At 71.0% G+C, this 24,481-nt stretch carries 28 protein-coding genes; 7 read left to right on the plus strand and 21 right to left on the minus strand.

All coding sequences use genetic code 11. The features are described 5' to 3' along the window. Nucleotides 1-46: 46 nt before the first annotated feature. The 12 genes from mqnC to ACWFQ8_RS03590 form a co-directional block, all read right to left on the minus strand. Nucleotides 47-1,246, minus strand: a complete 1,200-nt coding sequence (gene mqnC / locus ACWFQ8_RS03535) for a cyclic dehypoxanthinyl futalosine synthase (protein WP_453784498.1) — start codon at nucleotides 1,244-1,246, stop codon at nucleotides 47-49. A gap of 113 nt (nucleotides 1,247-1,359) precedes the next feature. After that, nucleotides 1,360-2,115 (minus strand): prepilin peptidase, encoded by a 756-nt coding sequence (locus ACWFQ8_RS03540; protein ID WP_453784499.1) that lies wholly within the window; start codon nucleotides 2,113-2,115, stop codon nucleotides 1,360-1,362. Nucleotides 2,116-2,119: 4 nt separating this feature from the next. Beyond that, nucleotides 2,120-5,077, minus strand: coding sequence for a BTAD domain-containing putative transcriptional regulator (locus tag ACWFQ8_RS03545; protein WP_453784500.1), 2,958 nt, complete (start codon nucleotides 5,075-5,077; stop codon nucleotides 2,120-2,122). A 62-nt stretch (nucleotides 5,078-5,139) separates the two neighbouring features. Further along, nucleotides 5,140-5,601 carry a pilus assembly protein TadG-related protein gene (locus ACWFQ8_RS03550; protein WP_453784501.1) on the minus strand — a complete coding sequence of 154 codons (462 nt, stop codon included), beginning with the start codon at nucleotides 5,599-5,601 and terminating at the stop codon, nucleotides 5,140-5,142. Beyond that, nucleotides 5,598-6,068, minus strand: coding sequence for a TadE/TadG family type IV pilus assembly protein (locus tag ACWFQ8_RS03555; protein ID WP_453784502.1), 471 nt, complete (start codon nucleotides 6,066-6,068; stop codon nucleotides 5,598-5,600). Before ACWFQ8_RS03555 ends, ACWFQ8_RS03550 begins: the two co-directional genes overlap by 4 nt. 7 nt (nucleotides 6,069-6,075) lie before the next feature. Further along, nucleotides 6,076-6,453 (minus strand): TadE family protein, encoded by a 378-nt coding sequence (locus ACWFQ8_RS03560; RefSeq protein WP_453784624.1) that lies wholly within the window; start codon nucleotides 6,451-6,453, stop codon nucleotides 6,076-6,078. 103 nt (nucleotides 6,454-6,556) lie between these two features. Beyond that, nucleotides 6,557-6,805 (minus strand): hypothetical protein, encoded by a 249-nt coding sequence (locus ACWFQ8_RS03565; RefSeq protein ID WP_453784503.1) that lies wholly within the window; start codon nucleotides 6,803-6,805, stop codon nucleotides 6,557-6,559. Between the two features lie 46 nt (nucleotides 6,806-6,851). Further along, a complete protein-coding gene (locus tag ACWFQ8_RS03570; RefSeq protein WP_453784504.1) occupies nucleotides 6,852-7,787 on the minus strand; it encodes a type II secretion system F family protein in 936 nt (311 codons plus the stop codon). Continuing rightward, nucleotides 7,784-8,725 carry a type II secretion system F family protein gene (locus ACWFQ8_RS03575; RefSeq protein ID WP_384535269.1) on the minus strand — a complete coding sequence of 314 codons (942 nt, stop codon included), beginning with the start codon at nucleotides 8,723-8,725 and terminating at the stop codon, nucleotides 7,784-7,786. Before ACWFQ8_RS03575 ends, ACWFQ8_RS03570 begins: the two co-directional genes overlap by 4 nt. 7 nt (nucleotides 8,726-8,732) lie before the next feature. Continuing rightward, nucleotides 8,733-10,040, minus strand: coding sequence for a CpaF family protein (locus ACWFQ8_RS03580; RefSeq protein ID WP_453784505.1), 1,308 nt, complete (start codon nucleotides 10,038-10,040; stop codon nucleotides 8,733-8,735). After that, a complete protein-coding gene (locus tag ACWFQ8_RS03585) occupies nucleotides 10,037-10,885 on the minus strand; it encodes a hypothetical protein (RefSeq protein ID WP_453784506.1) in 849 nt (282 codons plus the stop codon). Before ACWFQ8_RS03585 ends, ACWFQ8_RS03580 begins: the two co-directional genes overlap by 4 nt. A 28-nt stretch (nucleotides 10,886-10,913) precedes the next feature. Then, nucleotides 10,914-11,624, minus strand: coding sequence for a hypothetical protein (locus tag ACWFQ8_RS03590; protein WP_453784507.1), 711 nt, complete (start codon nucleotides 11,622-11,624; stop codon nucleotides 10,914-10,916). A 607-nt stretch (nucleotides 11,625-12,231) separates the two neighbouring features. Here ACWFQ8_RS03590 and ACWFQ8_RS03595 point away from each other — a divergent pair. Together ACWFQ8_RS03595 and ACWFQ8_RS03600 are read left to right on the plus strand one after the other, a co-directional pair. Continuing rightward, nucleotides 12,232-12,870: a hypothetical protein gene (locus ACWFQ8_RS03595; protein ID WP_453784508.1), complete on the plus strand. Its 639-nt coding sequence runs from the start codon at nucleotides 12,232-12,234 to the stop codon at nucleotides 12,868-12,870. Further along, on the plus strand, nucleotides 12,858-13,901 hold the full coding sequence (locus ACWFQ8_RS03600; RefSeq protein WP_453784509.1) for a hypothetical protein: 1,044 nt from the start codon (nucleotides 12,858-12,860) through the stop codon (nucleotides 13,899-13,901). Before ACWFQ8_RS03595 ends, ACWFQ8_RS03600 begins: the two co-directional genes overlap by 13 nt. Nucleotides 13,902-13,975: 74 nt before the next feature. Here ACWFQ8_RS03600 and ACWFQ8_RS03605 read toward each other — a convergent pair whose 3' ends face one another. The 7 genes from ACWFQ8_RS03605 to ACWFQ8_RS03635 form a co-directional block, all read right to left on the minus strand. Beyond that, a complete protein-coding gene (locus ACWFQ8_RS03605; RefSeq protein ID WP_453784510.1) occupies nucleotides 13,976-14,767 on the minus strand; it encodes a hypothetical protein in 792 nt (263 codons plus the stop codon). A 36-nt stretch (nucleotides 14,768-14,803) separates the two neighbouring features. Then, on the minus strand, nucleotides 14,804-15,391 hold the full coding sequence (locus ACWFQ8_RS03610) for a hypothetical protein (protein ID WP_453784511.1): 588 nt from the start codon (nucleotides 15,389-15,391) through the stop codon (nucleotides 14,804-14,806). Between the two features lie 64 nt (nucleotides 15,392-15,455). Beyond that, nucleotides 15,456-16,046: a hypothetical protein gene (locus ACWFQ8_RS03615; protein ID WP_453784512.1), complete on the minus strand. Its 591-nt coding sequence runs from the start codon at nucleotides 16,044-16,046 to the stop codon at nucleotides 15,456-15,458. 10 nt (nucleotides 16,047-16,056) lie between these two features. Next, entirely contained in the window at nucleotides 16,057-17,274 is a 1,218-nt protein-coding gene (locus ACWFQ8_RS03620; RefSeq protein WP_453784513.1) for a mucin-2, read from the minus strand. 96 nt (nucleotides 17,275-17,370) lie between these two features. Next, nucleotides 17,371-17,718, minus strand: a complete 348-nt coding sequence (locus ACWFQ8_RS03625) for a hypothetical protein (protein ID WP_453784514.1) — start codon at nucleotides 17,716-17,718, stop codon at nucleotides 17,371-17,373. After that, nucleotides 17,715-18,083 carry a hypothetical protein gene (locus tag ACWFQ8_RS03630; RefSeq protein ID WP_453784515.1) on the minus strand — a complete coding sequence of 123 codons (369 nt, stop codon included), beginning with the start codon at nucleotides 18,081-18,083 and terminating at the stop codon, nucleotides 17,715-17,717. The genes ACWFQ8_RS03625 and ACWFQ8_RS03630 overlap by 4 nt, the downstream gene beginning before the upstream one ends. A 52-nt stretch (nucleotides 18,084-18,135) precedes the next feature. Continuing rightward, a complete protein-coding gene (locus ACWFQ8_RS03635) occupies nucleotides 18,136-20,328 on the minus strand; it encodes an alpha/beta hydrolase (protein ID WP_453784516.1) in 2,193 nt (730 codons plus the stop codon). Nucleotides 20,329-20,406: 78 nt separating this feature from the next. Between ACWFQ8_RS03635 and ACWFQ8_RS03640 the strand changes: the two genes are divergently transcribed. Further along, entirely contained in the window at nucleotides 20,407-20,652 is a 246-nt protein-coding gene (locus ACWFQ8_RS03640) for a hypothetical protein (RefSeq protein ID WP_453784517.1), read from the plus strand. Nucleotides 20,653-20,680: 28 nt separating this feature from the next. On the opposite strand, the gene ACWFQ8_RS03645 is transcribed toward ACWFQ8_RS03640, so the two are convergent. Next, entirely contained in the window at nucleotides 20,681-21,142 is a 462-nt protein-coding gene (locus ACWFQ8_RS03645) for a hypothetical protein (protein WP_453784518.1), read from the minus strand. A gap of 310 nt (nucleotides 21,143-21,452) precedes the next feature. Here ACWFQ8_RS03645 and ACWFQ8_RS03650 point away from each other — a divergent pair, with 310 nt between their 5' ends. Then, nucleotides 21,453-21,713 carry a WXG100 family type VII secretion target gene (locus ACWFQ8_RS03650; RefSeq protein WP_384535236.1) on the plus strand — a complete coding sequence of 87 codons (261 nt, stop codon included), beginning with the start codon at nucleotides 21,453-21,455 and terminating at the stop codon, nucleotides 21,711-21,713. A gap of 74 nt (nucleotides 21,714-21,787) precedes the next feature. Here ACWFQ8_RS03650 and ACWFQ8_RS03655 read toward each other — a convergent pair whose 3' ends face one another. Next, complete coding sequence (locus ACWFQ8_RS03655) at nucleotides 21,788-22,051, minus strand: hypothetical protein (protein WP_453784519.1); 264 nt, start codon at nucleotides 22,049-22,051, stop codon at nucleotides 21,788-21,790. A 197-nt stretch (nucleotides 22,052-22,248) separates the two neighbouring features. Between ACWFQ8_RS03655 and ACWFQ8_RS03660 the strand changes: the two genes are divergently transcribed. Genes ACWFQ8_RS03660 through ACWFQ8_RS03670 form a run of 3 tightly spaced genes read left to right on the plus strand, consistent with a single transcriptional unit; the run spans nucleotide 22,249 to nucleotide 24,469 of the window. After that, nucleotides 22,249-22,902, plus strand: coding sequence for a hypothetical protein (locus tag ACWFQ8_RS03660; protein ID WP_453784520.1), 654 nt, complete (start codon nucleotides 22,249-22,251; stop codon nucleotides 22,900-22,902). Next, the gene (locus tag ACWFQ8_RS03665; RefSeq protein ID WP_453784521.1) at nucleotides 22,890-23,900 is read left to right on the plus strand and encodes a hypothetical protein; all 1,011 of its coding nucleotides are present in this window, start codon (nucleotides 22,890-22,892) and stop codon (nucleotides 23,898-23,900) included. Before ACWFQ8_RS03660 ends, ACWFQ8_RS03665 begins: the two co-directional genes overlap by 13 nt. Nucleotides 23,901-23,944: 44 nt before the next feature. Next, nucleotides 23,945-24,469, plus strand: coding sequence for a hypothetical protein (locus ACWFQ8_RS03670; RefSeq protein ID WP_453784522.1), 525 nt, complete (start codon nucleotides 23,945-23,947; stop codon nucleotides 24,467-24,469). The last annotated feature ends 12 nt before the right edge of the window (nucleotides 24,470-24,481 follow it).

The raw sequence follows: 24,481 nt of genomic DNA on the forward strand, positions 1-24,481 counted from the left end.
GGCAGCGGTTCGGGTCGGGTCGGCAGCGGTTCGGGGGCGGTACGGGTCAGTTCGTGGAGATGAGCTTCAGCTCGGGGTGGGCCGTGCCGCCCTCGATGGCCGTGGAGGAGATGTGCGAGACCACGCGGTCGTCGACCGGGTCGTTCGCCGGGTCGTCGTGCACCAGGAGGTGCTCGTAGGTGGTCGCGCGCTGCGCCGGGGTACGGCCCGCCTTGCGGATCAGGTCGATGATCTCCTGGCGGTTGGAGCGGTGCTTGGCGCCGGCCGAGGAGACCACGTTCTCCTCCAGCATGATCGAGCCGAGGTCGTCCGCGCCGTAGTGCAGGGAGAGCTGGCCCGCCTCCTTGCCGACGGTGAGCCAGGAGCCCTGGATGTGGGCGATGTTGTCGAGGAAGAGCCGCGCGATGGCGATCATGCGCAGGTACTCGAAGATCGTCGCCTGGGTCCGGCCCTTGAGGTGGTTGTTCTCGGGCTGGTAGGTGTACGGGATGAAGGCGCGGAAGCCGCCCGTGCGGTCCTGGGTGTCGCGGATCATCGCGATGTGCTCGATGCGCTCGGCGTTGGTCTCGCCGGTGCCCATCAGCATGGTGGAGGTGGACTCCACGCCCAGCCGGTGGGCGATCTCCATGATCTCCAGCCAGCGCTCGCCGGACTCCTTGAGGGGGGCGATCGCCTTGCGCGGGCGCGCCGGGAGGAGTTCGGCGCCGGCGCCCGCGAAGGAGTCGAGCCCGGCGGCGTGGATGCGGCGGATGGCCTCTTCGGCCGAGACCCCGGAGATCCTGGCCATGTGCTCGACCTCGGACGCGCCGAGGGAGTGGATGACCAGCTGGGGGAAGTCCCTCTTGATGGCGGCGAAGTGCTCTTCGTAGTACTCGACGCCGTAGTCGGGGTGGTGCCCGCCCTGGAACATGATCTGCGTGCCGCCGAGTTCGACGGTCTCCGCGCAGCGGCGCAGGATGTCGTCGAGGTCGCGGGACCAGCCCTTCTTGGCGTCCTTGGGGGCCGCGTAGAAGGCGCAGAACTTGCACGCCGTGACGCACACGTTGGTGTAGTTGATGTTCCGCTCGATGATGTACGTCGCGATGTGCTCGGTACCCGCGTAGCGGCGCCGGCGCACCGCGTCGGCCGCCTGGCCGAGGGCGTGCAGCGGCGCGTGGCGGTAGAGGTCGAGCGCCTCTTCCGGGGTGATGCGGCCCCCTGCGGCGGCGCGGTCGAGGACAGACTGGAGAGCGGCCTGGTCGGTCACCGGTGCGTCACCTTTCGGCGGTGTGTCAAGGTCCGGACCGATCCAGCCTACGCCAGCGGTCGGGACGGTCTCCCGCACACCCCCCGCGGGCCGCGGTTCCGGCGCGCGCCGCCCTACGGGGCGCCGGTCGCCGCCGCGTACACGACGCCCACCAGGGCGCCCGCCAGCATGAACGGGCCGAAGGGCATGGTGCTCTTGCGGCCCGCGCCGCGCAGCACCATCAGGAACAGGCCGTGGACCGCGCCCGCGAGGAAGGCGGCGAAGGTGCCGGCGAAGAGCACGGGCCAGCCGTACCAGCCCAGGACCTGGCCCAGAGTGAGGGCGAGCTTGACGTCCCCGAAGCCCATGCCCCGGGGGTTGATGAGGAAGAGCGTGAAGTAGCAGGCGCCGAGGGCGAGGCCGCCGAGCAGGGCTCTCGTCCAGGCGTCGGCCGCGCCCTGCAGCAGCGCGGCCGGGCCGAGGCCGGCCGCGGTCGCGGCGGCGAGCGGCAGCGTCAGGACGTCGGGCAGCCGCTGCACCGCCCGGTCGACGAGGGCGAGCAGGACGGCGAAGGGCGCGAGGGCCAGCCACACGAGCAGTTCCGGGCGGAGCCCGGCGGCGGCCGCCAGGGTCGCGCAGACGGCCGCGCCGAGCACGGCCGCCGCCGGGGCCGGTGCGTACGGCCGGGCCCCTTCGCCGCAGGCCGGGCACGTGGCGCGGCCGAGCCAGCCGCCGGCCGGTCCCGTCAGCGGGTGGCCGGCCGGGCAGCGGGAGCGCCACGGTTCCTGGGGGGCGACGCCGAGCCGGTACGCGGCGCGCGGTACGAGCAGACCCGTGGCGGCGCCCCACACGGCGGCGCCGGCCACGGCCAGGGCCGCCGTGACGTCCATCCCGTCAGCCCGCCGCCGCGCCGTCGCCGCGCCAGGACGGCAGCAGCTCGTCGAGGAGGGCGGCGGTGCGCGGGGGCAGGCCCCGGCCGCCGCCGAGCTCGGCGGCGCGGGTGGTGAGCGTGGCGGCGAGCGCCGTGAGGCGGTCCGTGTCACCGGTGGCGTGGGTGGCGCGCAGCAGCTCGTTCCACAGGCGCTCGTCGGCGGGCGAGAGGGACAGGGCGCTGGAGAGCGCCGCGACGGCCTGCTCGGGCCGGTCCTTGCCCAGCTGGTGCTGGGACAGGGTCAGGGCGACCTCGGTGACCAGCAGCGGCAGCTGCGCGTCGATGATCTCGTGTGCGAGCCACCCGTACCGTCCCGCGGGCCGGTCCGGCAGCAGGCCGCCGCGGACGAGGCCCAGCGCGTCGGTGAGCATCCGCTCGCGGACGTTCGGGTTGCGGGCGCCGCGGCCCTGCGTGGCCTCGTGGTGCAGCGACCGCAGCACGTCGAGGTCGGAGACGACGGACGGGGCCAGGGTGAGCCGGCCGGCGACGCCGGAACGCAGCCGCGGGGTGCCGTCCGGGTCGGTGCCGAGCCACTCGCGCAGCCGCTCGACGAGCGCGTCGCGGACGTCGTCGCCGACGCCGCGCGGCCACAGGGCGGCGGCGAGCACCCGGGGGTTGACGCCCTCGCGGTGCAGCAGGCACAGGGCCAGGGCCTCGGCCATCAGGGCCGCGCGGTCCGGGTCCGGGGCGTCGAGGCCGATGATCTCGAACGGGCCGATGAGGCGGGCGTAGACCGCCGGGCGGCCCTGCTCGGTGACGTCGACGAGGAACGGCGGGGCGCCCGGGTCCGGGTTCGGGTCCTGGCCCGCCCGGCCGTCGGCGTCGCGGAAGAGCTGGACGACGGCCTCGTGCTGGGCCCGGGGCAGCGTCTGGGCCCGGAGTTCGAGGCCCAGGACCGGGGCGAGGAGGCGGCCGTCGGAGGTCATCTCCAGCTCCCAGACCGCGCCGGGGAGGTTCTTCGTCGGCGTGCCGAGGAGGTAGCCGATGCCGAGGCGGGACGCGCCCGCTCCGAGTGCGGCGAGCTCCGCGGCCTGGGCCTCGGTCGGCTCGGCGGCGATCAGGACGAGGTGCGGCGCCCAGCGGTTCTCCTGCGCGTGCCCGGTGCGGCCGGTGAGGACGGAGTCGTGGCCGGCGGCACCGAGCGCGGAGGCGCGCTGGCGGGTCTCGGCCGTCATGACGGGGAGCAGCTCGTCGATGTCCGGCAGGTGGCGCAGCCGACTGGGGGCGAGGGCGGTGAGCTCCTCGCCGAATCCGACCAGGGTGATCGTCAGGCGGTCCGACCAGCCGTTGGTGGCGAGTTCGGCGGCGATCGAGGACATGACCGCGGCCCGGTCCTCGTCCGCGCCGGTCAGCGAGACCATGCCGGGTACGGATTCCAGGTTCAGCAGCAGCCGGTTGCCGTCGAGGGTGCCGAGGCTGACCAGTCCGGGGTAGGGGGCGGCGGTGGTGCCCGCCGGGGCGGCCTCTGCGGAGGCCTGGTCCAGCCGCCAGACCGTGTGGTCCTGGCCCTGCTGCCACGGCGCGGGCGGGGCGGCCTCGCCGTCGCCGAGCTGGAGGTGGATCTCGCCGCCGGCCAGCCAGGCCGCGTACACGGTGGGCAGCGGGCGGGATGCGGCGGCGAGTGCCTCGGACAGGCCGCGCAGGGAGTGGTCGAGGCGGCGGACGGCCGCCGGGTCGGCGCCGACGAACAGCGCGTCCTGCACGTTGGCGGCCTCGCCCGTGGGGACGGGCGGGGGTGTGGCGCCGCGCCCGGTGACGGCGCCCATCGCGGACTGCCACAGGGCGGTGCGCCGGCGGCGGCCGAGGGCGGCCAGCAGGCCGGCGGCGAGCAGCGGGGAGGCCAGGAGGGCCTCGGGGAGGCCGAAGGAGGAGTCGTCGGCGGCCTCGGCCGCGGCGCCGCTGTCAGCGGCGCCGATCGCGGTGTCGGAGACCTGCACCGCGCCCGTCCGGTCCTGCGTGGCCCAGTCCTTGGGCAGGACGAACTGCGTGGTGTCGGTGTCGACCGCGCCCGTCGCGGTGCCGGAGCCGCCCTGGGCCGTGTTGCCGGCCGCCTGCGGGTGGTCGCCGCTCTTGGAGTACTCCAGGATCTGCTCGCGCACCTTCTCGGACACCTGCGGCGCCTCGTCCGGCATCTGCACGAGGTCGCCGCCGTACGCGTCGGCGGGCATCTCCATGATCCAGCCGGGCCGGATCAGGCTGGCCTTGGAGAGCTTCTCCCCGTCGGGCTGCACCCGGTCCTTGTTGAGCTCGTAGATCTCGGAGTAGCGGCGGCCGTCGCCCAGGTGCCGCTCGGAGATCTCCCACAGCGAGTCGTGGTGACGGCCCTCGGGAGGCTGGATCCGGTAGAACTTCGTCCCCTCCTCCCGGGCCTGCTCGGCCGCCTGCCGGTCGGACTCCGCCTGCTCGGCGGCCCGGTCCTGGGCGGCCTGCTGCGCCTGCTGCCCCGGGGTCAGCTGGGCGGAGGCGGCCACGCCCGGGCGCGGCTGGTCCTCCAGCGCCTGGCCGAGCTGGGAGAGGCCGGGGGTGAAGCTGGCCGCTCCGGCGGTCACCAGCAGCAGGGCCGCGACGAGCTGCCGGGCCAGGGCCTGGCTCGCCCCGGCGGCGGGCACCCGCGCGGGCATCCCGAAGCCGGACACGGCGGCCTTGACCTCGACGAGGACGCAGGCGGTGAACTGCGCCCAGGCCAGCCACACCACCACGGTCAGTACGTGGATGAAGGTGTTGACGGTGATCTGCTCGCGGAGCATGTCCAGCGAGGGCACCTCGTCGGGCAGCGGCCAGCCGACCTGGGACGCGAGCGCGACCGGGACGCCGAACACGAGCACGGCCAGCGCGAGGAACGCGAGGAACGCCTTGACGAAGTCGCCGAAGGTGCGCCGCGGCCTCGGTGCGGCGCTCGTGCGGGAGGTTCTGCGTGCCATGGCGGCTTCCTGTGTGGAGAGGTCGGTGGGGCGATACGGGGAGGGGGGCTCCGGCGGCCGGGTCATCCGGTCACGGACTCGGCGACCGCCCGGCCGCGCACCGTGACCGGTCCGCGGTGGTACAGGCCGAGCACGGGCCGGTAGGTCAGCCGGATCTCGACCTGGACCCGCTGGGCGTTGGCGGAGACGCAGCCGGCGGCGGCCACGTCCGGCCCCGACAGCTTCGCCTCCTGCGCGAAGACGCGGACCCGGGCCCCGCAGTTCTCGAAGTTGATCGGGGCGCCGCCCGAACCCGCGTACAGGGCGGCCCGGTCAATGTCCTGCGCGGCGTACCGCGCGGCCTGCTCGGCGATGTCCGCCGCCCGTTCCCGCTGGGAGATCGCCATGCCGCCGTCGACGACGAAGGCGGCCAGGGCCAGGAAGAGGATGCTGAAGATGATCAGCGCGCCGGCGCCGGAGCCCCGGTCGTCGAGGTCCGCGCCGCGGGCCGCGAGCCGGGCCCGCAGCCCGTCGAGTGCCTTCACGCCGCCCTCCGGAACGGGTCGAGCGAGGAGACGGCCTCGCCGCTGATCCTGGTCGGGACGTCGAGTCCGAGCATGGCCAGGCCCCGGATCTCGCAGCTGACCTCCACCCGGAAGAACGCGCCGGCCGTGAAGCCCGCGCTGGTCTGCCGCACCGTCACCGGACCCGCGCACACGTCACTGAGATCGGCCTCCGCCGCCTTGCGCGCCTCGGCCATGGCCGTGCGCTGGTCCTTCTGGATGGAGCCGGCCCGGGCCGCGTCGCGCGCGGCTCCGTCGACGGCGCCGCGGCCCTGCGCGAGCTGGCCGAAGGCGACCAGGACCAGGATGAAGAGGAAGAAGACGGGAGCGATGATGACCACTTCGAGGGTGGAGATGCCCCGATCGCCGCCCCGGCCGCCGGCCGCCGCCCGGTCACGTACCCACTGCCGGGCCCGAAGGCCCGTTCGCAGACTCGTCCGAAGACTCATCGGAGCGTCATCCCCCGTCCTGTACGAACCGCTCGACCGGGCCGCTCGACTGCGCGTGGACGGTCAGGTCGAGACCCGGCACGATGCTGGGCACCCGCGCCGTGATCACCACCCGCACCGTGTCCGCCGCCGGCTGGTCGACCACGACCTGCGGTCCGAGCACCAGCTGGGGGCCCAGCTGCTGGATGTAGCTGTCCGCCGTGTTGCGCGCCTTGCCCCGCCAGCCGCCCGGGTCGGCGTCCGCCGAGGCCCGCGCCTCGCGCGCGCCCGCCTGGGCGGCGGACTGCGCCACCTGGTCCGCGAAGGAGTACAGGGCGAACTGCACCGCCGCGAAGATCATGAAAAACAGGACCGGGGTGAGGAAGACGAACTCGATCGCGGACATGCCGGAGTCACCGCGGGCGGAGGCGGCCTCCGTCCTGCGGCGTACGGCACCGCGCAGCCGGGCTGCGCAGCGGATCACGGCGTCGGTCACGAGTGCGCAGCTGCTACTTGCAGGTACCGGACTGGTTGGCGCCCGCGATGCAGTCGCCGACCTTCTTCGCGCCCTCGCCGAGCGCGGCGTTGATGATGGCCGCGACGACACCGACGATCGCCACGACGACCGCCGAGATGATCACCCACTCGACGGCCGAGGCGCCGCGGTCCAGCTCGCCGGAACGGGCGCGCTGCACCCGGCCCTGCAGGAAGGTGACCAGGAAGTCGACAGCCGGGTGGCTGCTGCGGAAGCCGTTCATGGGGGGGTCCTCTCGAAGAGTGTGAAGGGGAGGTCGAACGGGAGGGTCAGGCGCCCTGGAAGACGCGCATCGCCGCCGGGAAGATCAGGAAGACCAGGAAGCCGGCGCAGAGCAGGAGCTGGGCGACGAGCATCGACTGCGACTTCTCGCCGGCGCTGCCCTCGATCTCGGCCATCTCGCGGTGCCGCATCGTTTCGGCGCGGGAGGCCAGGGACTCCCGTACCTTCGCGCCGTCCTCCGCGACGAGACCGAGCGCGCTCGCCAGGTCCTTGAGCTCCTCCACACCCAGCTCCTCGCCGAGCATGCCGAGCGCCTGCCACTGGCTGGTACCGGTGATGCGGGCGTCCGCGAGGGTGTTGCGGATGCGCCGCAGGGCCCAGCCGTCGCTGATCTCGGCGGCGGCCATGAGCGCCTCCGGCAGGCCGCGGCCGCCGGCCAGGTTCATCGCGACCAGGTCGAGGTAGGCCCCGATGACGCGGCGCAGGTCACGACGCTTGTCGGCCGCGTCCCGGCGGACCTCCAGATCGGGGAGGAAGAAGAAGAGGGCGCCGCAGACCAGTGCCATCCAGACCGGGACGACCGGTCCGCTGCCGAGTCCGAGCGTCATGACGATCACGAAGAGGAACGGGCCGAAGAACAGGCCCGCCGCGCCCAGCAGGATCTTCGTCGCCAGGAAGTTCTCCCAGCTGCGCTCCAGGACGTTCAGGTCGGCGCGCAGGGAACGCTGCTCCCAGCCCTGCTGCCGGTAGAAGTCGGCCACGCGGGCGCCGACGCCGGCCCGCAGGGTGCCGATCTTCCCGGCCTCCACGTCCTGTTGGACGGTGCGGCCCGGGTTCTCGTACAGGGCGCCGCGCGCCCGCATCGCGTCGATCTGGGCCACGGTGGCCACCGCGCCGCGCTTGGAGGGCACCAGGGCCCGGACGAGCGCGTAGACGCCGAGACCGAGGACCGCCCCGATGACGACCGGAAGGGTGAGGTTCACCTCGGACCGACCTCCTCACGTTCGGACGGGGGCTGCGCGAAGCGCACCGGCTGGGCGTCGCGGACCAGGAAGCGTTCGGGCGTCTCGATGGTGGACAGCTTGCGCAGCCACCAGAAGCCCAGGGCGAACAGGCCGCACACGCAGGCCAGGACGACCTGGCCCACCGGAGAGTTGTAGGGGGACACGAAGTCCGGGTTGAAGATCGACAGGCCGAGTACGAAGGCCACGCTGACGCCGACGACGATCTGCACGCTGCGCCGGGTGCTGGAGCGCTGGGCCGCCACGCGCTGGCGCATGTCGACCTCCTCGCGGGCCGACTTGGCGAGCGCGCCGAGCACCTGCCGCAGACCGGGTCCGCGCAGCCGCGCGTTGAGGATCAGCGCGGCGACGATGATGTCGGCGGACGCGTCGTCGATCTCGTCGGCGAGGTGCTGGAGAGCGTCCGGCAGCGGCATGCGGGCCCGCAGCCGGTCGACGAGCGTCTCCAGGTGGGGCCGCATGGCCGGGGCCGCGGCGCGGGCCGAGGCGGGGATGGCCTGCTCCAGACCGACCGCTCCGGCGATGGTGTCGCGCAGCGACTCGGTCCAGGACGCCAGCGCCTCGACCCGGCGCATCGCGGCCCGCTCTTCGGCGGCGCCGCCGAAGAGGCGGTCCCAGAAGAAGACCAGCACGCCGGTGGCGATGCCCGCCACCGCCCAGCGGGTCAGCAGCAGGATCGCGAGGCCGGTACCGATCGCGAGGGAGCCGCGGCGGCCGGCGAACCGGGCCAGCTCGGCGAGGCGCTCGCGCGAATTGGCGCGCTCGTGCTCGGGTTTGACGGGCAGGCCGCGGATCGCGGCCGTGAGCAGGGCGAGCCCGCCGCCGACCACGAGCCCGCACAGGAGCGCGTACAGGACGGGCAGCGAGAAGAGGCCGCCCATGGAGGTGATGCTGTTCATGTCCGCCTCACCCCCAGGATCCGCTGGGTCGGTAGCCGAAGGGAATGAGTTCCTCGATGCAGGAGATCGGGGCGTGCGCGACGACGCGCCCGTCGGAGGTCTCCGCGAAGACCTCGCTGGAGAGCACGCGGCCGTCGACGCCGTTGACCTCGCGCACGGAGGTGACGACGCGGCGGAGCCGGCCGCCGCTCTGGAAGGCGTTGCGGCGCTCGACGAAGACGACGAAGTTGATGGCGCCGGCCACCAGCATCTGGCTGGCCTCGATGGGCAGCCGTTCCGCGGCCTGCAGCGCGTACGTGGAGATACGGCTGAAGACCTCGCTGGAGCTGTTGGCGTGGATCGTGGAGAGGGAGCCGTCGTTGCCCTGGGACATCGCGTTCAGCATGGTGACGATCTCGTCGCCGAGGACCTCGCCGACGATGACCCGGGAGGGGTTCATACGCAGGGATCGGCGCACCAGCTCGGACATCATGATGGCGCCCTGCCCCTCGGAGTTGGGCAGGCGCTCCTCGAAGGCCACCACGTTGGGGTGCAGCTCCGTGAAGGTGTCGAGGCCGAGCTCCAGGGCCCGCTCCACCGTGATGAGGCGTTCGTGCGGGGGTATCTCGTTGGCGAGCGCGCGCAGCAGCGTGGTCTTGCCGGCGTTGGTGGCGCCCGCGATCATGATGTTCTTGCGCGCGCGGACGGCGCAGGACAGGAAGTGCCCCAGCTCCGGGGTGAGCGTGCCGTTGCCGACCAGGTCCGCCATGAAGACCTTGCCCATGCGGGCGCGTCGGATGGAGAGCGAGGGCCGCCGGGTGACGTCCATGACCGCCGACAGCCGGGAGCCGTCGGGCAGGCGCAGGTCGAGCTGCGGGTTCGCGGAGTCGAAGGGCCGCGAGGACAGGCCCGAGTAGGCGCCGAGGACCTGGATGAGCTCGACGAGCTCCTCATCGGTCTCGGCCACCGGGTCGCCCCGGACCTCGCTGCCGTTCGCGTACCCGACGAACACCTGGTCGCAGCCGTTGATGTCGATGTTCTCGACCTCGGGGTCGTCGAGCAGCGGCTGGAGCCGGCCGACGCCGAAGAGCGCGGCGTGGACGGCGGCCGCGAACTGCTCCTCGGTCTCGGCGTCGAAGGGGGTACGGCCCGCGTTGATCTCGCCGCGGGCGTAGTCCTCCAGGATCTGGGCGATGACGGCGCGGGCGTACTGGCGCTCGTCCTCGCCGGACATCTGCATGAGGCCCGCGAGCTGGTCCACCCGCCGCTGCTCGGCGATGCGGTCGCCCGCCTCCTGCCGGAACCGCTTGACGAGCGTGTGGTCCACGGCGCTCATCGGGCCGTGCCCGGGGGTGCGCCGGCGGGGCCGCCGGCGGGGCCGGCCCACAGGGTGCCGTACTGCTGGTTCAGGTCGAAGGAGATCTGCCGGGCGGAGCGGATCAGCAGGGACTTGTCCAGGCGTCCCCGGCGGCGGCCGGCGAGCTGGTCCGCGCCCTGCGGGTCGTACGCGAGGGTGCCGACGACCCGGACGCCCGAGTGCGAGGCGACCAGCATGTCGTTGACCTGGTTGACGACCTTGGCGGAGTCCTTGGGGTCGGTGACCAGTACGACGCCGAGCAGCGGGGTGCCGAACTGCGCGGCCCCGCGCTGGGCGCCGTGCAGGCGCGCGGAGAGCGCGAGGGCCCGGTCGCGGACCCGCGCGATGCTCTCGGGCGTCGTGCGTGCGACGAGCAGCACCAGGCTCGCGTGGGCGAACAGTTCCAGCGCGGGTCCGTCCGCGCTGATGCGTCCGCAGTCGGCGATGACGTCGGCGGGCGCGTGCGGGGAGTCACCGAGCTGGGCGAACGCCCGGCCGAGCAGCGGCCACTGGCCGATGAGGCCCGCGGACTGCTCGGAGGACCCGAGGCCGACGAGGACGTCGAGGCCGCCGGACATCGTCTGGGCGTGGTCCCAGAGCTGGTCCGGGGCCAGGCCGCGACGGGCGGTCGCGGCGATCGACAGCATGCCGGAGTTGGGGTTGAGCGGCCCGCCGTGGGAGGCCGAGCTGCGGTAGACGAGGTCTCCGCCCGCGGGGTCCGCCTCGGCGAGCAGCGTGCGACGCGGCCATACGGCCGAGAGCGCAACGGCCGCGGTCGTCACGCCGGGTGACCCCTTGTCGGCGGCGAGTGCGATGAGCGCCATGTCTTCTGCTTTCCTGTGCGCTCGTGAATCAGCCGTTGGCGGACGGGATCAGCACCACGGCGACCTGGCCGGCCGCGGCCGCCTGCGTCAGTGGCGCGATCTCGCCGGTGGCCACCATGACGGTGACGGGCAGGTTGCCGCTGCCGATGGCCTTGCCGTCGCCGACGAAGATGTCGGTGACCTTGGCGTCCTTCACGAGCAGCGTGTTGCCCTCGCCGGCGCTGCCGGGCTTGGCGGCGGCGGCCGTGTCGGCGGTCACCTTGTAGGCGGAGACGTGGTCGCCGACCTTGAGCCCGGCCGGGTACTGGCCCTCCTTGAGGGAGAGGCCGACCAGGGCCTTGCCGTCCGGCAGGCCCTTGTCCTGGGCGAACATCTCACCGATCGGGATGGTTCCCTTGACCAGCGTGTTCTTGGCCTGGAGGGTCTTCAGCGTCTCGCGCTGCTCCCACAGGACGTAGTGGACGGCAGGGTCCTCCGCCACCATCACGGGCTTCATGGTCGCGTCGGTCACGGACTTGCCCGCGGGCAGGTCGGCCACGATCCGGACGACCTCGATCCGCTCCCCGGCCCGCAGGACGAGCACGGTGGCCCCGAGGGCGCCGACGAGGATGAGCAGCACCGCCAACGCGGCCAGCGCGGGCTTGCGTTCCCGCCCCGAGGAGGGCAGCCGCTCACCAACGCCCTGGGCTGAGCCGGAACCCCTGTGGCTGGCCGCGCCCGAACGTTCCTGGACCTTCACTCCACCGCTCCCCGTGCACCGCGAAAGACAAAACCGGTCATTCTCGAACAGAACCAAGCCTGTTGGCGACTTGACCGAACTATAGAAAAAGCAAGGTGATCGCACGGTAGCAGTAGCACATAAGCACCTCAAGGCGAGTCCGGCGCCGCCCGCCCCGGGAGCGCGGATTTGAGTACGCGTACTCAGTACGGGTACTCAGACACCCTCCGCGAACCTCCGTACGGGACCCCATTCCCGCCGGTCCGAGCCCACCTGACCAGCCCTCGGGCGGCGGACCGCGATCCGGCGTCCCCACCGCGCTCCCGTCCGCGCCGAGCCCGCGGTCCGCCGCCGCGCGCCCCCGGACGCGACCGCGCCGGACGGCCCCGACGCCGCCGACGGCCCCACCGCATGCAGAGGTTCACCGAACCTCCACACCCCGCGGACGGGCGGGCCGACTTCGCGGTCGCGACATTCGACGCAATCCCCATCGGGTGGGCGGGCAACGGTCCGCCCCGGCGTGGATCCGGTCCCATTCGCCCTGGCGAAACCATTCTCCGCGCGGGTAGCGTCAGAACGCTTCACAGACCCTCGTCCCACCGGGAGCTGCCCAGTGAACCGCCGCACTTTGCCCGTTGCAGTCGCCGCTACGGCAACTGCCACCCTGCTCCTGACCGCATGCGGCGGAGGTAGCGACAAGACCGACGACAAGATCGCAGGCTCGGACCAGAGCGCGGGTTCGTCGTCCGCGCCCCCGAGCGCGGCCCCGTCGGACCCGGTGGCGGGCCGCCCCGACGTCGCGCTGCCGGCCGACCTGAAGCACGAGTTCGAGGGGTGGACGACGGGCGACCCCGTGAAGGACGCCCTCCTCGGGGACATCAAGAACGCCGTCGCGTCCGTCGACGCGGCCGTCGCGGGCGACGCGGCCGAGTCCCCGGCCGTCCTCTTCTACCACAAGGGCGATGCCCTGATCGGCGCCTCGACCTGGATCGCGAAGCTCAAGAAGGACGGCCTGACGCCCACGGGGACCACGCGCTTCTTCAACCCCCGGATCGAGACGGGCGACGCCAAGTCCGCGGGCGTCGAGTACTGCGCGGACGAGGGCAAGGCGTTCGCCAAGGAACGCAAGACGGGCAAGGTGCTCACCACGCCCGTGACCGCCAACTCGTACATCCGGTACCAGGTCCGGGTGGAGAAGACCGATCAGGGCGTGTGGCAGACCACGAAGCTCACTTCGAAGCGGGGAGACAAGACGTGCACACCGTAGGACTTCCGATGCGCTGGATCGCGGTGGCGACGACGGCCGCCGCACTGGCACTCATACCGGGCACCGCGAGCGCGGACATCCCGCCGGACTCCTCCCGGGGCGCCGAGGGCGGCGGCGGGCTCAAGGACGGCACGCTGACCTCCACGATCCAGATCACCGGGGACAGGCGTCAGCCGGGGCAGACGTCCAAGGGGTTCAGCACCGTCACCAACTGGACGCCGCCGGCGTGCTGGTACGAACCGCGCTCGGCCGCCGAGTTCCAGAAGTACGTGGAGGCGTTCTACAGCGACACCGTCAACTACCCGGGCCAGCACAGCTACGCGAAGACGGCCGTCGGGCAGTTCCGGGACATCTACAAGGACGGCAAGTACAAGGACTACAACCTCGACAAGGCGTCCGAGGGCGCCTTCTGGGTCTCCGTCGTCAATCCGGACCGCGCGACCGAGCTCGCCGCCATGTCGTGCAGCGAGCTGCCCGAGTGGGTGCCGAACGGCACGCCGCCGCCGTTCCGTCAGGCCATCACGCCGCAGATGCTGGCGGAGGCCGCGTACGGTGCGATCAACCTGCCGACGACCCAGGTCAGCCTGGCCCCGGCGAACAACACCAAGGTCAACCTGGCCACGTGGGCCTGGATGGACGGCGGCGTCTTCGAGCCGAAGAGCGTCACGGCCACCATCAACGCGGGCGGCACGACCCTCTCCGCGACCGCGACCGCGACCCCGGCGTCGGTCCGGATCAAGCCGGGCACGGGCGACGCCACGCTGCACCCGGCCGGCGGCGAGTGCGCGTTCAACACGGGTGGTGCCGGAGCCGGAGCCCCGTTCACCCCGGGCGCCGAGAACCAGACCCCGCCGTGCGGGGTCACGTACCTGCGCTCCTCGGGCGGCAGCACGTTCCCGCTCCAGGCGACGGTGACGTGGACCGCGAGCTGGACCAGCGGCGGCTCGGCCCCCGCGGCCCTTCCCTCGGCCACCATGGTGGGCGACCCGCAGAACGTCACGGTCCAGGAGATCCAGGCCGTCAACCGCTGAGGCGCAGCACCACCGACACCGCCCGCCGGGATTCTCCCGGCGGGCGGTGTCGTACGACCGGTGGGGCCAGGGGGTCAGCCGAGCTCCGAGCCGTCCGGCAGCAGGTCGGCGATCATCTGCCACAGCTCCTTGGCATTGGTGCGCCGGACCCGCAGCGGGCTCTCCTGGGACACCTCCCCCTCGCGCACGGGCTCCGCGGGCAGCTCGCGCACCCAGTAGCCCTCCAGCCCGCAGTCCCAGACCGCCAGGCCGGTGAAGGTCGGCTCGGCGTTCTCGACGTGGGCGTTCTTCCACACCACGGTCATCCGCCACATGCAGTTGAGCTGCGCGAGCACCTCCACCAGCCGCGCCGGGGCTCCCGTCGCCCGTACGACCTCGTCGGTGTCCACACTCCCCTGACCGGCCTCCATGCGCACCATCAGTGCGTCGAGCTCACCGGTGGTGGAGGTGATCACCTCGGTGAGGTCGGCGCCCTCCAGGATGTCGTCGTGCAGGTCGATGCTGCGGGCGAGCGCCGGGACGAGCAGGGGCGCCCCCACGGGGACGTACTCGGACTCGGCCTCGCCGAGCCAGCCCTCGTGCGTGAAGACGAAGTCGTTGCCGATGACGGCGCCGCTCTCCAGGACTCCCTGGGGACCGGTTATCTCCGTACGGACGATGACGCGCGGCGCCAGCAGGGTGGAGACGAGCGGGTAGAGGTCCCCGATGATGGAACCGTCGTCTCCGACGATTCCGGCCGCGCGGAGCTCGGCGTGCGCCGTCTCCAGCTCGGAGGGCACCGCATCCTCCTCCACCAGGAGGCCCAGCACACTGATGTGGGAGTCGGCGAGGCGCAGACGACGGCGGGCCGCGTCGATCGAAGGCATGTCATATTCCTTTGACTGCAAGACAATTGATGTGAATCACATGGGAATGTCGAGCCGGCTCATGAACCGGCCGGGCCAGGAGTACACGGCACCACCGAAGGTGAGATTGCGCGTGTAGGCGCTTTGCAGGGCTATCGCCAGGGCGACATCCACGTTGTCGATGTTCCCTTGCGCGACACCGGTGATCGTCCGGGGATGTCTCCACTCCGAACGGGTCGTGGTCACGCTGGCTCCGTCCCGCTGCAGCACGTGCTGACGCTTGCCGTCGAGCACCTGATAGCGGTATTCCCGGCCGCAGACCTTGATGCGCAGAGCCCGGCCCCGACGCGTGACGGCCAGGTGGCGCCGCTTGAAGGTCGCCTCCCACTCGTTGACCGTCAGTTTCATCCCGACCATCCGCAAGTGATTGCGGAATCCCATTCCCGCGAAGGTGACCGACGGAAAACGCTCCCCCCAGGCCGCGGCCAGCAGGATGTTGGCTTCCCTGTCGATGCGCTTCACCGGGAAATTCAGCTCGATGTGCCCGAATCCGGGCACATCTCCGGACCAGGCGTGTGTGACCGTACCCTCGATATGCCCTTCGGCGGGCCCACGATAGGAAAGCTCAAAGGGAATATTGTGCATTCGGCGCCCCTCAGTCGAATGGTGTGAGTTTACCGCTCGGGTTCCTCCCGGTCCCGGCCGACGGTCAGAGCTCCGGCAGGTCGTCCATCCTGCTCAGAACGCGGCCGGGCCATGAGTACACGGCACCGCCGAAGGTGAGGTTCCGGGTGTAGGCGCTCTCCAGGAGGATCGCCAAGCCGATGTCCCAGCTGTCGATGTTCCCCCGTCCCGAACCGGAGAGGGTCCGGGGATGCCGCCAGGACGACCGGACCACGGTGACGGCGGCGCCCTCGCGCAGCAGCTCGTGGCGCAGCTTGCCGCCCGCCACCTGGTACCGGTACGACCGGCCCGCGACCTCGATGCGCAGCGCTCGGCCGCGCCGGGTCACGGCGAGGTGCCGGCGCCGCAGCTTCGCCGACCAGCCGTCCACGGTCAGCTGCATCCCCGCCATCCTCGGAGCCCCGCGGAAGCCCACACCGTGGAAGAGCATGGGCGGGATGCCCTGCCCCACCACGGAGCTGCCCAGGCCGTCCGAGGCGTCCCGCTCGACCGGGGAGCTCAGCTCGACCGTGCCGAAGCCGTCCACGGTCCCGGCCCATACATGGGTGGTCAGCCCCCGGAGGTACCTCTCGGAGCCGCCCCGGTAGCCGAGTTCGATGCGCACGCTGCTGTTCACGGCACCCAACTCAGTCGAAGGGGTTGTATTTGCTCGCGAGCTTCTTGGCCCCGTCGGCCAACTTGCCCGCACCCTTCGAGATGGCCTCCCCGGCCCTGCCCGCCGCGTCCGCCACCTGGCCCGGCCACTTCTTCACCGTGTCCCAGTTGTCGACGATGGACGCCACGCCGTAAATGGCGCCGGTGACCACGACGGCGCCGAAGGTGATGGGGTTCGGCGCGATCATCGCCGCCGTCAACGAGGCGTTGAAGCCGACTCCCGCGACCTGTGCCACATAACCCGCCCCGTCCTTCTTGAACGCCTCGACCGGGTTGCCCTTCTGGTACAGCTCGTAGGCGCCCCAGCCGGTGGCCGCGGCACTGCCCACGATGCCGGCGCCGCGCCAGAGGCCGGCGGTCTTCAGCGTGGCCCCGGCGCCCGCCCCGAAGCGGCTCAGTGCGCCCGCGCCGCCCAGCCCCTGGAGCCGCGCCGCCTGCGGACCGATCTTGAGGAGGTTGACCTCCCACGCCCACCGCTTCGCCTGGAGGATGCCGTAGCTGTTGTTTCCGGCGAGGAAGTTGAGCACCGGCGGCGGAATCATCCGGCCGACCCGGCCGCCCTGGCGGGCGAGTCCGTGGGTGAACGTCGACCCGTGGCCGCGCAGCATCTGCGCGAGGAAGGTTCCGGGTGCCTTCAGTGCCTTCTTGTCCGCCCCCCAGTACTTCTTGAGGTCCCAGGCGGCCTTGCCGGACTTGAACAGGGCGGCGGGCGCGGTCGATATGAACTCGACGAGGTCGAGGTAGTCGGCGACGGCATCGCCCAGCTTCTTGTCCCCGGTGATCTTGGTGACGGACTCGCTCTTCATGCGGTCCTGCCACTCGGAGTACGTCTCGTTCGGCTGGCGCTTGACCCAGTCGAACGAGCCGTCGTCGGCGAGCGAGGCCGCGCCGGCCAGGATCGCCAGCTGCGGGTTCGTCGCCAGCCGCGCGGCGTCCCCGGCCGAGAAGCCCGCCCACAGGAAGCCGCCCGTCGGGTCGCCGTTCTCGGCCCTCAGGATGCCTGCGCGCTTGCGCAGGTCGGGTGCGGTCTCCGTGTTCCAGCTCTGGATCGGCCGCAGTGGGCCCAGCTTCGCTGTGACGCCCAGGGTGGAGGCGCGCGTGAATGCCTCCGCGAGCTTGTCCTGCGCTCCACCCCTGCCGTCCAGCAGCTTCGCGAGCTGCTCCAGATCCTCCGGGTTGGCCTTCCTCATTCGCTAACTCCCCCGTGCGAACATGCGTTCAGTCCTACAAACTGCGCAGCATATACGGGGTATTGGGCGAACACGAGTCCGGGGCCGTTCGTCGCGTCAGCGAAGCGGAGTCACGCTTCCGGTGAACGTCAGCCCCCGGGACGCCGCGTAGAGGCGCCCGCGCCCCACGCCCGCCTTGGCGACCCCGGCCGACCGGTCGTCGCTGTCCGTGGCCTCCAGGGACACGCGCCAGCCGTGCTCCGCGAGGTACTCCGTACTCGCGCGCAGCAGAGCGTCGTTGGACTGCGTCTCCTGCGGGTCCCAGCCCGCGACGCGGGCGGAGCCGCCCTCGAACTCGGCGTCCGGGTAGACGGCCTGCGGCGTGGCCCTCCTGATCGCCGCGCGGATCTCGGCGACCAGGACGGCCCTGGCCGCTTCCACGGCCTCGTCCGACCCGCCGCTCACGCCCCGCCCTCCGGTTCCAGCACGCCGGCGAAGGAGATCGCGGGCGGCTGTACGGCGAAGGAGCCGCTGCCCAGGCCCGGCAGGACGGCGTACACCGCGGGTCCGGCGGCAGGGGCGGAGGGCGACCGCTCCGGGTCCTGGATCGCCCAGCCCGCTTCGACCAGCGCCGCGGACACGGCGGCCGTGAGGTCGGCCCCCGACCGGGTCTCGGACTCGGCGAAGGCGGTGAGCGCGACGGTCCCGGGCCCCAGGTGCGAGGGCGGGTTCACCAGGGTGGCCGCGCCGCCGAGGACGCCCTTGAGGACCTCCCCGGCCTCCTTCTCCAGTCGCTTGCGGTCCCTGACGCGTCCGTTGTCCTGCCCCATCCCTGCTCCCTCCGGTCCGTGTGGATGCCCTGCGCGTACCCCCGCATCGACCCTACAGACCGATGAACTTGCCCACGCCTTCCACGATGTTCTTGCCCTTGTCCAGGGCCTTGCTGCCGTGCTCGACCGTGGAGCGCGCGATGTCCCCGCCCTTGTCCACGATCGTGTTCTTCGCGTCGTTCAGTCCGCCGGCGATGTCCGGGACCTTGTCGTAGAGCTTGTCCTTCGCCCCGTCCGCGATCTTCCAGATGTCCCCGACGTTCTCGGCAGCGTTCCACGGCCGTACGAGGGTGTCGCCGAGCTCCAGACCGACCCGCCCGCCGTCCTTGAACAGGCCGCCCGTCAGTTCCTTGGTGTCGTTGTAGATCCCGGCGCCCTCCCGTCCGAGCTCCGTGCCCAGCTCCCTGACGTGCCCGCCGATCTCCTCGGCCCCCTGGTCGAGGACGTCGCCGAGCTGGTTCACGTTGTTCGCGATCCGGTCGACCTCCAGCGCCTTCACGACCGGCCAGGTGACGATGTGCAGCGTGTTCTGCGCGGCGATCTCCGCCGATTTCGCCGCCGCTGCGGCGATGAAGTCGGGCGCTCCCTTGTCCTTGACCGCCTTGTACGTCTCCTTGTACGCGAGGTTGCCCCCGAGGTCGTTGATCTTGCCGAACAGTTCGTCCGGCGGGAGCCGGTCCAGCATGTTGTATTTGCCTAGGACGGCGTGGACGTCCAGCAGGAGGTCCTTCGCGCCGGTCCGCCCCTCGAAGTGGTCCTGCACCGCCCCGTTGAGTTCCCCGCCCATCTTGACCACCACGTCCGGCGGGATCTTCCCGTTCAGGAACCCGACCATCTCGCGCGCCTCGGCCGCGCCGATCTGCTCGTCGTCGAGGGTGGTGTTCGTCCTGGTCAGGGGCTGGGCGCCGCCACCGAAGAAGATCTGGTGCATGTTGGCCAGGGACCCGGTCCGGGAGTTGTAGTACTGCGAGTGCCCGTGCGCCCCGTCGGTCGCGAGACGGGTGATGTCCTTGAAGTCCGCCGGGTCCTTGCCGTGCCCCTGCGTGTACGAGACCCAGTCGCCGGGAGCGCGCATCGCGAAGAACTTGGTGTTCGGCATCTTGAAGTCCGCGACGGAGTTGATGTTGGGGCCGAGGCCCGGGCTGCCCATGAACGTGACGTTGTCGACGTTGGTCAGGCCGCCCTGCAGCGCCTTGCTCGTGACCAGCGTCCCGTAGCTGTGGGCGAAGATGTCCAGCCCGGCGTTCGGCTTCAAGTTCACGGATATGCCCTGACGGAACGCGTTCAGGGCCGAACCGCCCGCGATGGCCTTGGCCGGGTCCACGGAGTCGCCGAGTTCGGGAGTGTCGTAGCCGAGCCAGCTGACCACCGCCTTACCCGGCTGCTCGATTCCCGCCTCGTCGGCCACGAGTTGGTAGCCGCCGCTGGAGAAACCGTTGAAGTTGTCGAGACGGTTGGTAATTCCCGGAACGCGGAACGCGACGTTGTCCGCCGTCCCCAGATCACCCACCACCTCGGCGATGCGGCCGTCCGGGAAGGGCGAGGCCTTGGCATCGGCGGTCGAGCCGAAGTGCGGATCGAAGACCAGGAATTGCCGAGGGACTTCCACCTTCGTCACCTGGCCCGTGTTCGGGTCGAGGAACGTTCTGATCCGCGGGTTCATGAAGCTCCGCAGCGTGTCCACACGCTCCTTGGTGCGCTTGTACGCCCCGTCGGTCGGCTTCAGGGTCGCCAGGTAAGCGGCTTCCTTCGTGTATTCCGACTGAATCGTCAGCCGGTTCGCCGCGAAGCGGACATTGACCGGGACACCGTCCAGATTTCCGACGAGCAGCGGATCCGTGGTCGCGAGGGCCGCCTGCTGAGCGGGGGAGAGGGTGGCGAAGTAGTCCTTCACCGCTTGGGCCCGCTGCTGCGGAGTGCCGTTCTTCTGGGCTTCGAGGAGCGCCTTCAGGTCGGTCTGGAGCTTCTTCCCCGCATCCGGGTCACCGGCCACACCCGGGGGCAATCCGAACGCCGCGAGCGTATCGAAGGGCGATTCGGAGGGCGACCGCAGGATGTTCGCGCGGCGCCGCAGGTCTTTGGCCGTGTCACCCAGCCAGGAGGCGATCGCGGGCAGACCGGACACGTACCCACCCGCGTCGAGGGCGGATGCCCTACTCCTCAACTGGGGGATCGCACCGGCTTTGCTGTCCAGCGATTTCGCCAGTCGGTCGAGCATCTCCGGATCCGCAAAAACCATGGCCATGGCGGCGTATCGTAGTACTGCGGACTGTTGCATGACCAGCCAAGCGGTCAACTGACCAGAGACACGGGGCGATTTGCCATGGGGGCCAACGAAGCGGCCGATTTGCGGAAGTTGGCCGACGACCTCAGGACTCTGCTCAACGAGCCCATCGAGATCGCGGCGGACCGCAACGCGAAGACGAACGAGCAATGGCAAGGCCCCACCGCGACGCACGTACGCGGGGAACTCGCCACCCGAAAGACGCGCCTGGAGACGATGGCCACCGAACTGGACAAGGAGGCCGGTAACCGGAAGGAGAAGACTTCCTCGAACCAGCCCAACTGAGCCGCTCAGTCACCGCCCCCGCGACCGATCACCCCTGCAAGTACTTCGGGTTCCGGAGGCAATCCGTGTCGATCACGGCGGTGAGCTTGGGGATGACCGCGCCCGAGGTCGTCTTGAAGGGGTGAGCAATGATCATGACGCCTCCGGCACCGGCCTTCTCCAGGTACTTGATCACCCCGTCCGGATAGCCGACCGGGGTTCCGTCCTGCCGCTCGCCCGCCGTCCAGCCGCCCTGGCTCTTGAGGCGGCTCACGACCCCGCTGGCCAGCTCCTCGGGCGAGCGCCCGTCCGAGGCCAGTCCGGTCAGGTCGATGTTGTACGTGGCCCTCTGCTTGCTGGCGTCCTTGCCGTCGAGGAGGTCGGGGCCGCCGCAGTCGGCGTTGCCCATCGAGCCCTGCTGCGGCTCGATGCCCGGCATCGCCAGCCTCATCGCCTCCTCAACGCTCGGGAGCATGGCCTCCAGCGCTTCTTGGTACGTCGGCTTGCTCACGTCGTCCTTCTTCGGCCCCGAATCCGACCCGGAACCGGGCAGCGCCGAGCAACTGGCGAGCGTCGCCGCCACGAGCACGGCACACGAGATCCTCCGAATGGTTCCGATACGCAACTGTTCGTCACCGCCATGGTTCCGTCGGTCACCGACACCCTGCGGAGACGGTGGGGGCCCTCCTGCCCGGCCCTTGGAGGCCCAGCATAGCCACGGACGGGTGTTCGGGAGAGGGATCCTTTTCGCTTACAGTTGCGATAGCGTCCGTTGATGCGAACGGAACGTCCGTCGTTCACAGTTACACGGGGAGGCCGCCATGGATCGTGGCGCAGATATCAAGCAGCTCAGGGAACTGTCCAAGCTGTTCAGCCGCCGAGCGGGCGACCTGCAGACGTTGATCAGTGACCTGAACTCGTCCACGTCCGGTAGCACCGGCTACTGGAAGGGTCCGAAGTCGGACCAGTTCCGCCAGGACTGGGAGAACGCCCGCGGGACGTTCTCGAAGTGGGTCGACACCCTCAACGACGCCAGCAAGTCGGCGTCCACCAGCGCCGACAACATCGAGCGCGCCACCTGATCCGTCCCGCGGATCGGAAGTCTCACAGCGGCGGGGCGTCCACCTGAACCAGGTGGACGCCCCGCCGTCGTGGGTCAGGTCTTCGGTTGCTTCTGCAGCTCCTTGGCCTGGTCGGAGCTGGTCTGAGCCTCCTCGCGCAGGCTCTTCGCGACCGTCCCGCACGTCGTCTTCCAGGTGCTCAACTTGCCGCGCACGTCTGTGGCGTTGGGACCTTCCCAGGTCTTCATCTGCCCCATGCTGAAGTCGCGCGGCTGATCCATCAGCTTCTCGATGTGGTCGGCGAGCGACCTCAGTGCGCCGGCCCGCTGGTTGAGCTCTTGCACGTCAGGATTACCCATGGCAGCCTCCCCCGCTGTCTCGTAAACCGTCTCAGCATATCGACGGCTCGGGCGGCGCCCCACTCCCGGCCACCGGGAGGCTTCTTACGGTTCGCGAACGTCCCGCCTGACTTCGGAGCTGTCAGTACGCGTGGCTACGATGCCACTGTCCGATCAACCCATGACCGATGTCGCAACAGACGTTACGGATGTCAACTATGCATGCGCGAACCCGGGTCGGCCTCGGCCTCCTTGCGGCCACGCTCTCCCTGACGATGACGGCGTGCGGCGCAGACGCCGAGCCGGCGGCGAACGACAAGATCCCCGGCGTGGACGGCGGCCCGTCCCCCTCCGCCGGCTCCCCCACCGCCTCCGCCCCGGCCGGTGCGAACCGTCCGAAGATCACCCTGCCCGCGGATGACGTACTCGTCTTCGAGGGCGAGAACACCGGCGACCCGAAGGTCGACGCGGTGCTCCGGGACAGTGCCGAGCACATACGGGCCGTCGACGACGCGATCGCCCGCAAGGACGCCAAGTCCGAGGCGTTGGCCTTCTACACGAAGGACACGGCCCTGGTGGACGCCACCACGTGGATCAACGGCTTCCTCAAGGACGGCAAGACGGTGACGGGCACGGTCAAGTACTTCTCCCGCAAGGTCACCTTCCTCAAGGACGGTGCCGCTGCGATCACCTACTGCGCCGACGAGACGAAGGGGTACACGAAGGACGTGAAGACGGGCAAGGTCGACATCACCCCCGCCACCAAGCAGTCCTACGTCTTCTACAACGAACGTCTCGAGCTGAACGACAAGGGTGTCTGGCAGACGGCCAAGACCGTCTCGGAGCGGGGGTTCCAGGGATGCCAGCCGTGACGAGCCGGAGGGCAGCGGCCGTGCTCGTCATGGGCGCGCTCGCAACGGCCCTGACGTCCCCTGCGGCACACGCGGACCGGGGCGGGGGCACCAAGGGCGGTACGAGCGGCCAGAACATCACGGCCGAGACGAAGATTCAGGTCAGCACCCCCGGGAAGGCCGGCTCGGCCAAGACCGGGACGCTCAGCTCCGAGGACAGCAACTGGACTCCGCCCGCCTGCTGGTACGAGCCCGCCTTCTCGCCGAAGCAGATCGAGTCCACGGTCAAGGCCATCGACGGCCTGCCGTTCTTCGGTGACGCGTTCGCCTCCCTCCTCAACGGGTACTACAAGGACGGCACGCCCTACAAGGACTACAACCTGGACAAGGAAGGCCAGGGCATGTTCTGGGCTTCCGTCGTCAACCCCAAGCGCAAGGACGACCCCGCCGCCACGTCCTGCGACAAGCTGCCCTTCTGGGTGCCCAACGGCCAGACTCCCCCGGAGCCCCTCGCCGTCACCCCGAAGGTCCTCGCCGAGTACGCGTACGACGAGCTGCGCCTGCCCGACACCACGATCACCATGAAGCCGGGCGACAAGTCCACGGTGAACCTCCCGACGTGGACCTGGCTCGACAAGTCGACGTTCCGTCCCGTCTCGGTCACCGCCAGCATCCCGAACTCCGGCCTGTCGGCCACCACCACCGCCACCCCGGTCTCGCTCAAGCTCGACCCCGGCACCGCCGACGCCCGGGTCCACCCGGCCGGCGGCGTGTGCGCCATCGCCGGCGACGGCAGCATCGGCGCCCCGTTCAGCGCCGACAGGGCGAACCAGGACCCGCCCTGCGGCGTCACCTACCTCCGGTCCACCGCCGGCAAGGCCCCACACAAGCTGCGGGCCACGGTGACCTGGAAGGTCGAGTGGACCAGCTCCACCGGCCAGGGCGGCGCCCTCCCCAGCGGGACCTTCGGTACCTCCCAGGACGTCACCGTCCAGGAGATCCAGGCCGTCAACCGGTAGCCGCGCACGCACCGTCTCCACACAAGACGAACCGAAGGACTTTCATGTACGTCGAGAAGCTCCCGAAGACCTGGTCCGCGATATGCATCGGCCTCTACCTGGCCGGTGTCATCGCCATGGGCGTGGACTCGGTCCCCGAGGACACCGGGCCGTGGCTCGCCGTCTCGGCGCTCTTCCTGCTGCTCCTGCTGCCCTGCATCGCCGTGCCGATCTCGAAGCGGATCTACCACCGCATCCGGATCGACCCCGCGCAGGGCGTCCTGCGCGTCGGCCGCGAGCGGTTCCCGCTCGACGCCATCCACCCCGGGTCCGTCCAGGTGGCGCTCCAGCAGGCGGTGCCCGGTATGGCCACCCGGTACGCCGCGTCGGCGTCGAACATCGACGGCATTCCCGGCCTGCGCAAGACGGAGTCGAACGCCCCGAGGCTCGTCGGGGGCGGCTGGGCCGTGCCGATGGGCATGGACACCGTGGTGCTCACCACCCGCGAGGGCAAGGGCCTCACGATCGCCACGCACGACCGTACGGCCTTCCTGACCGCCCTGGCCAAGGCCACCGGCGTCGGCTACTAGACCACCGCGCCG

It is taken from the genome of Streptomyces sp. NPDC055254 (assembly GCF_053606025.1).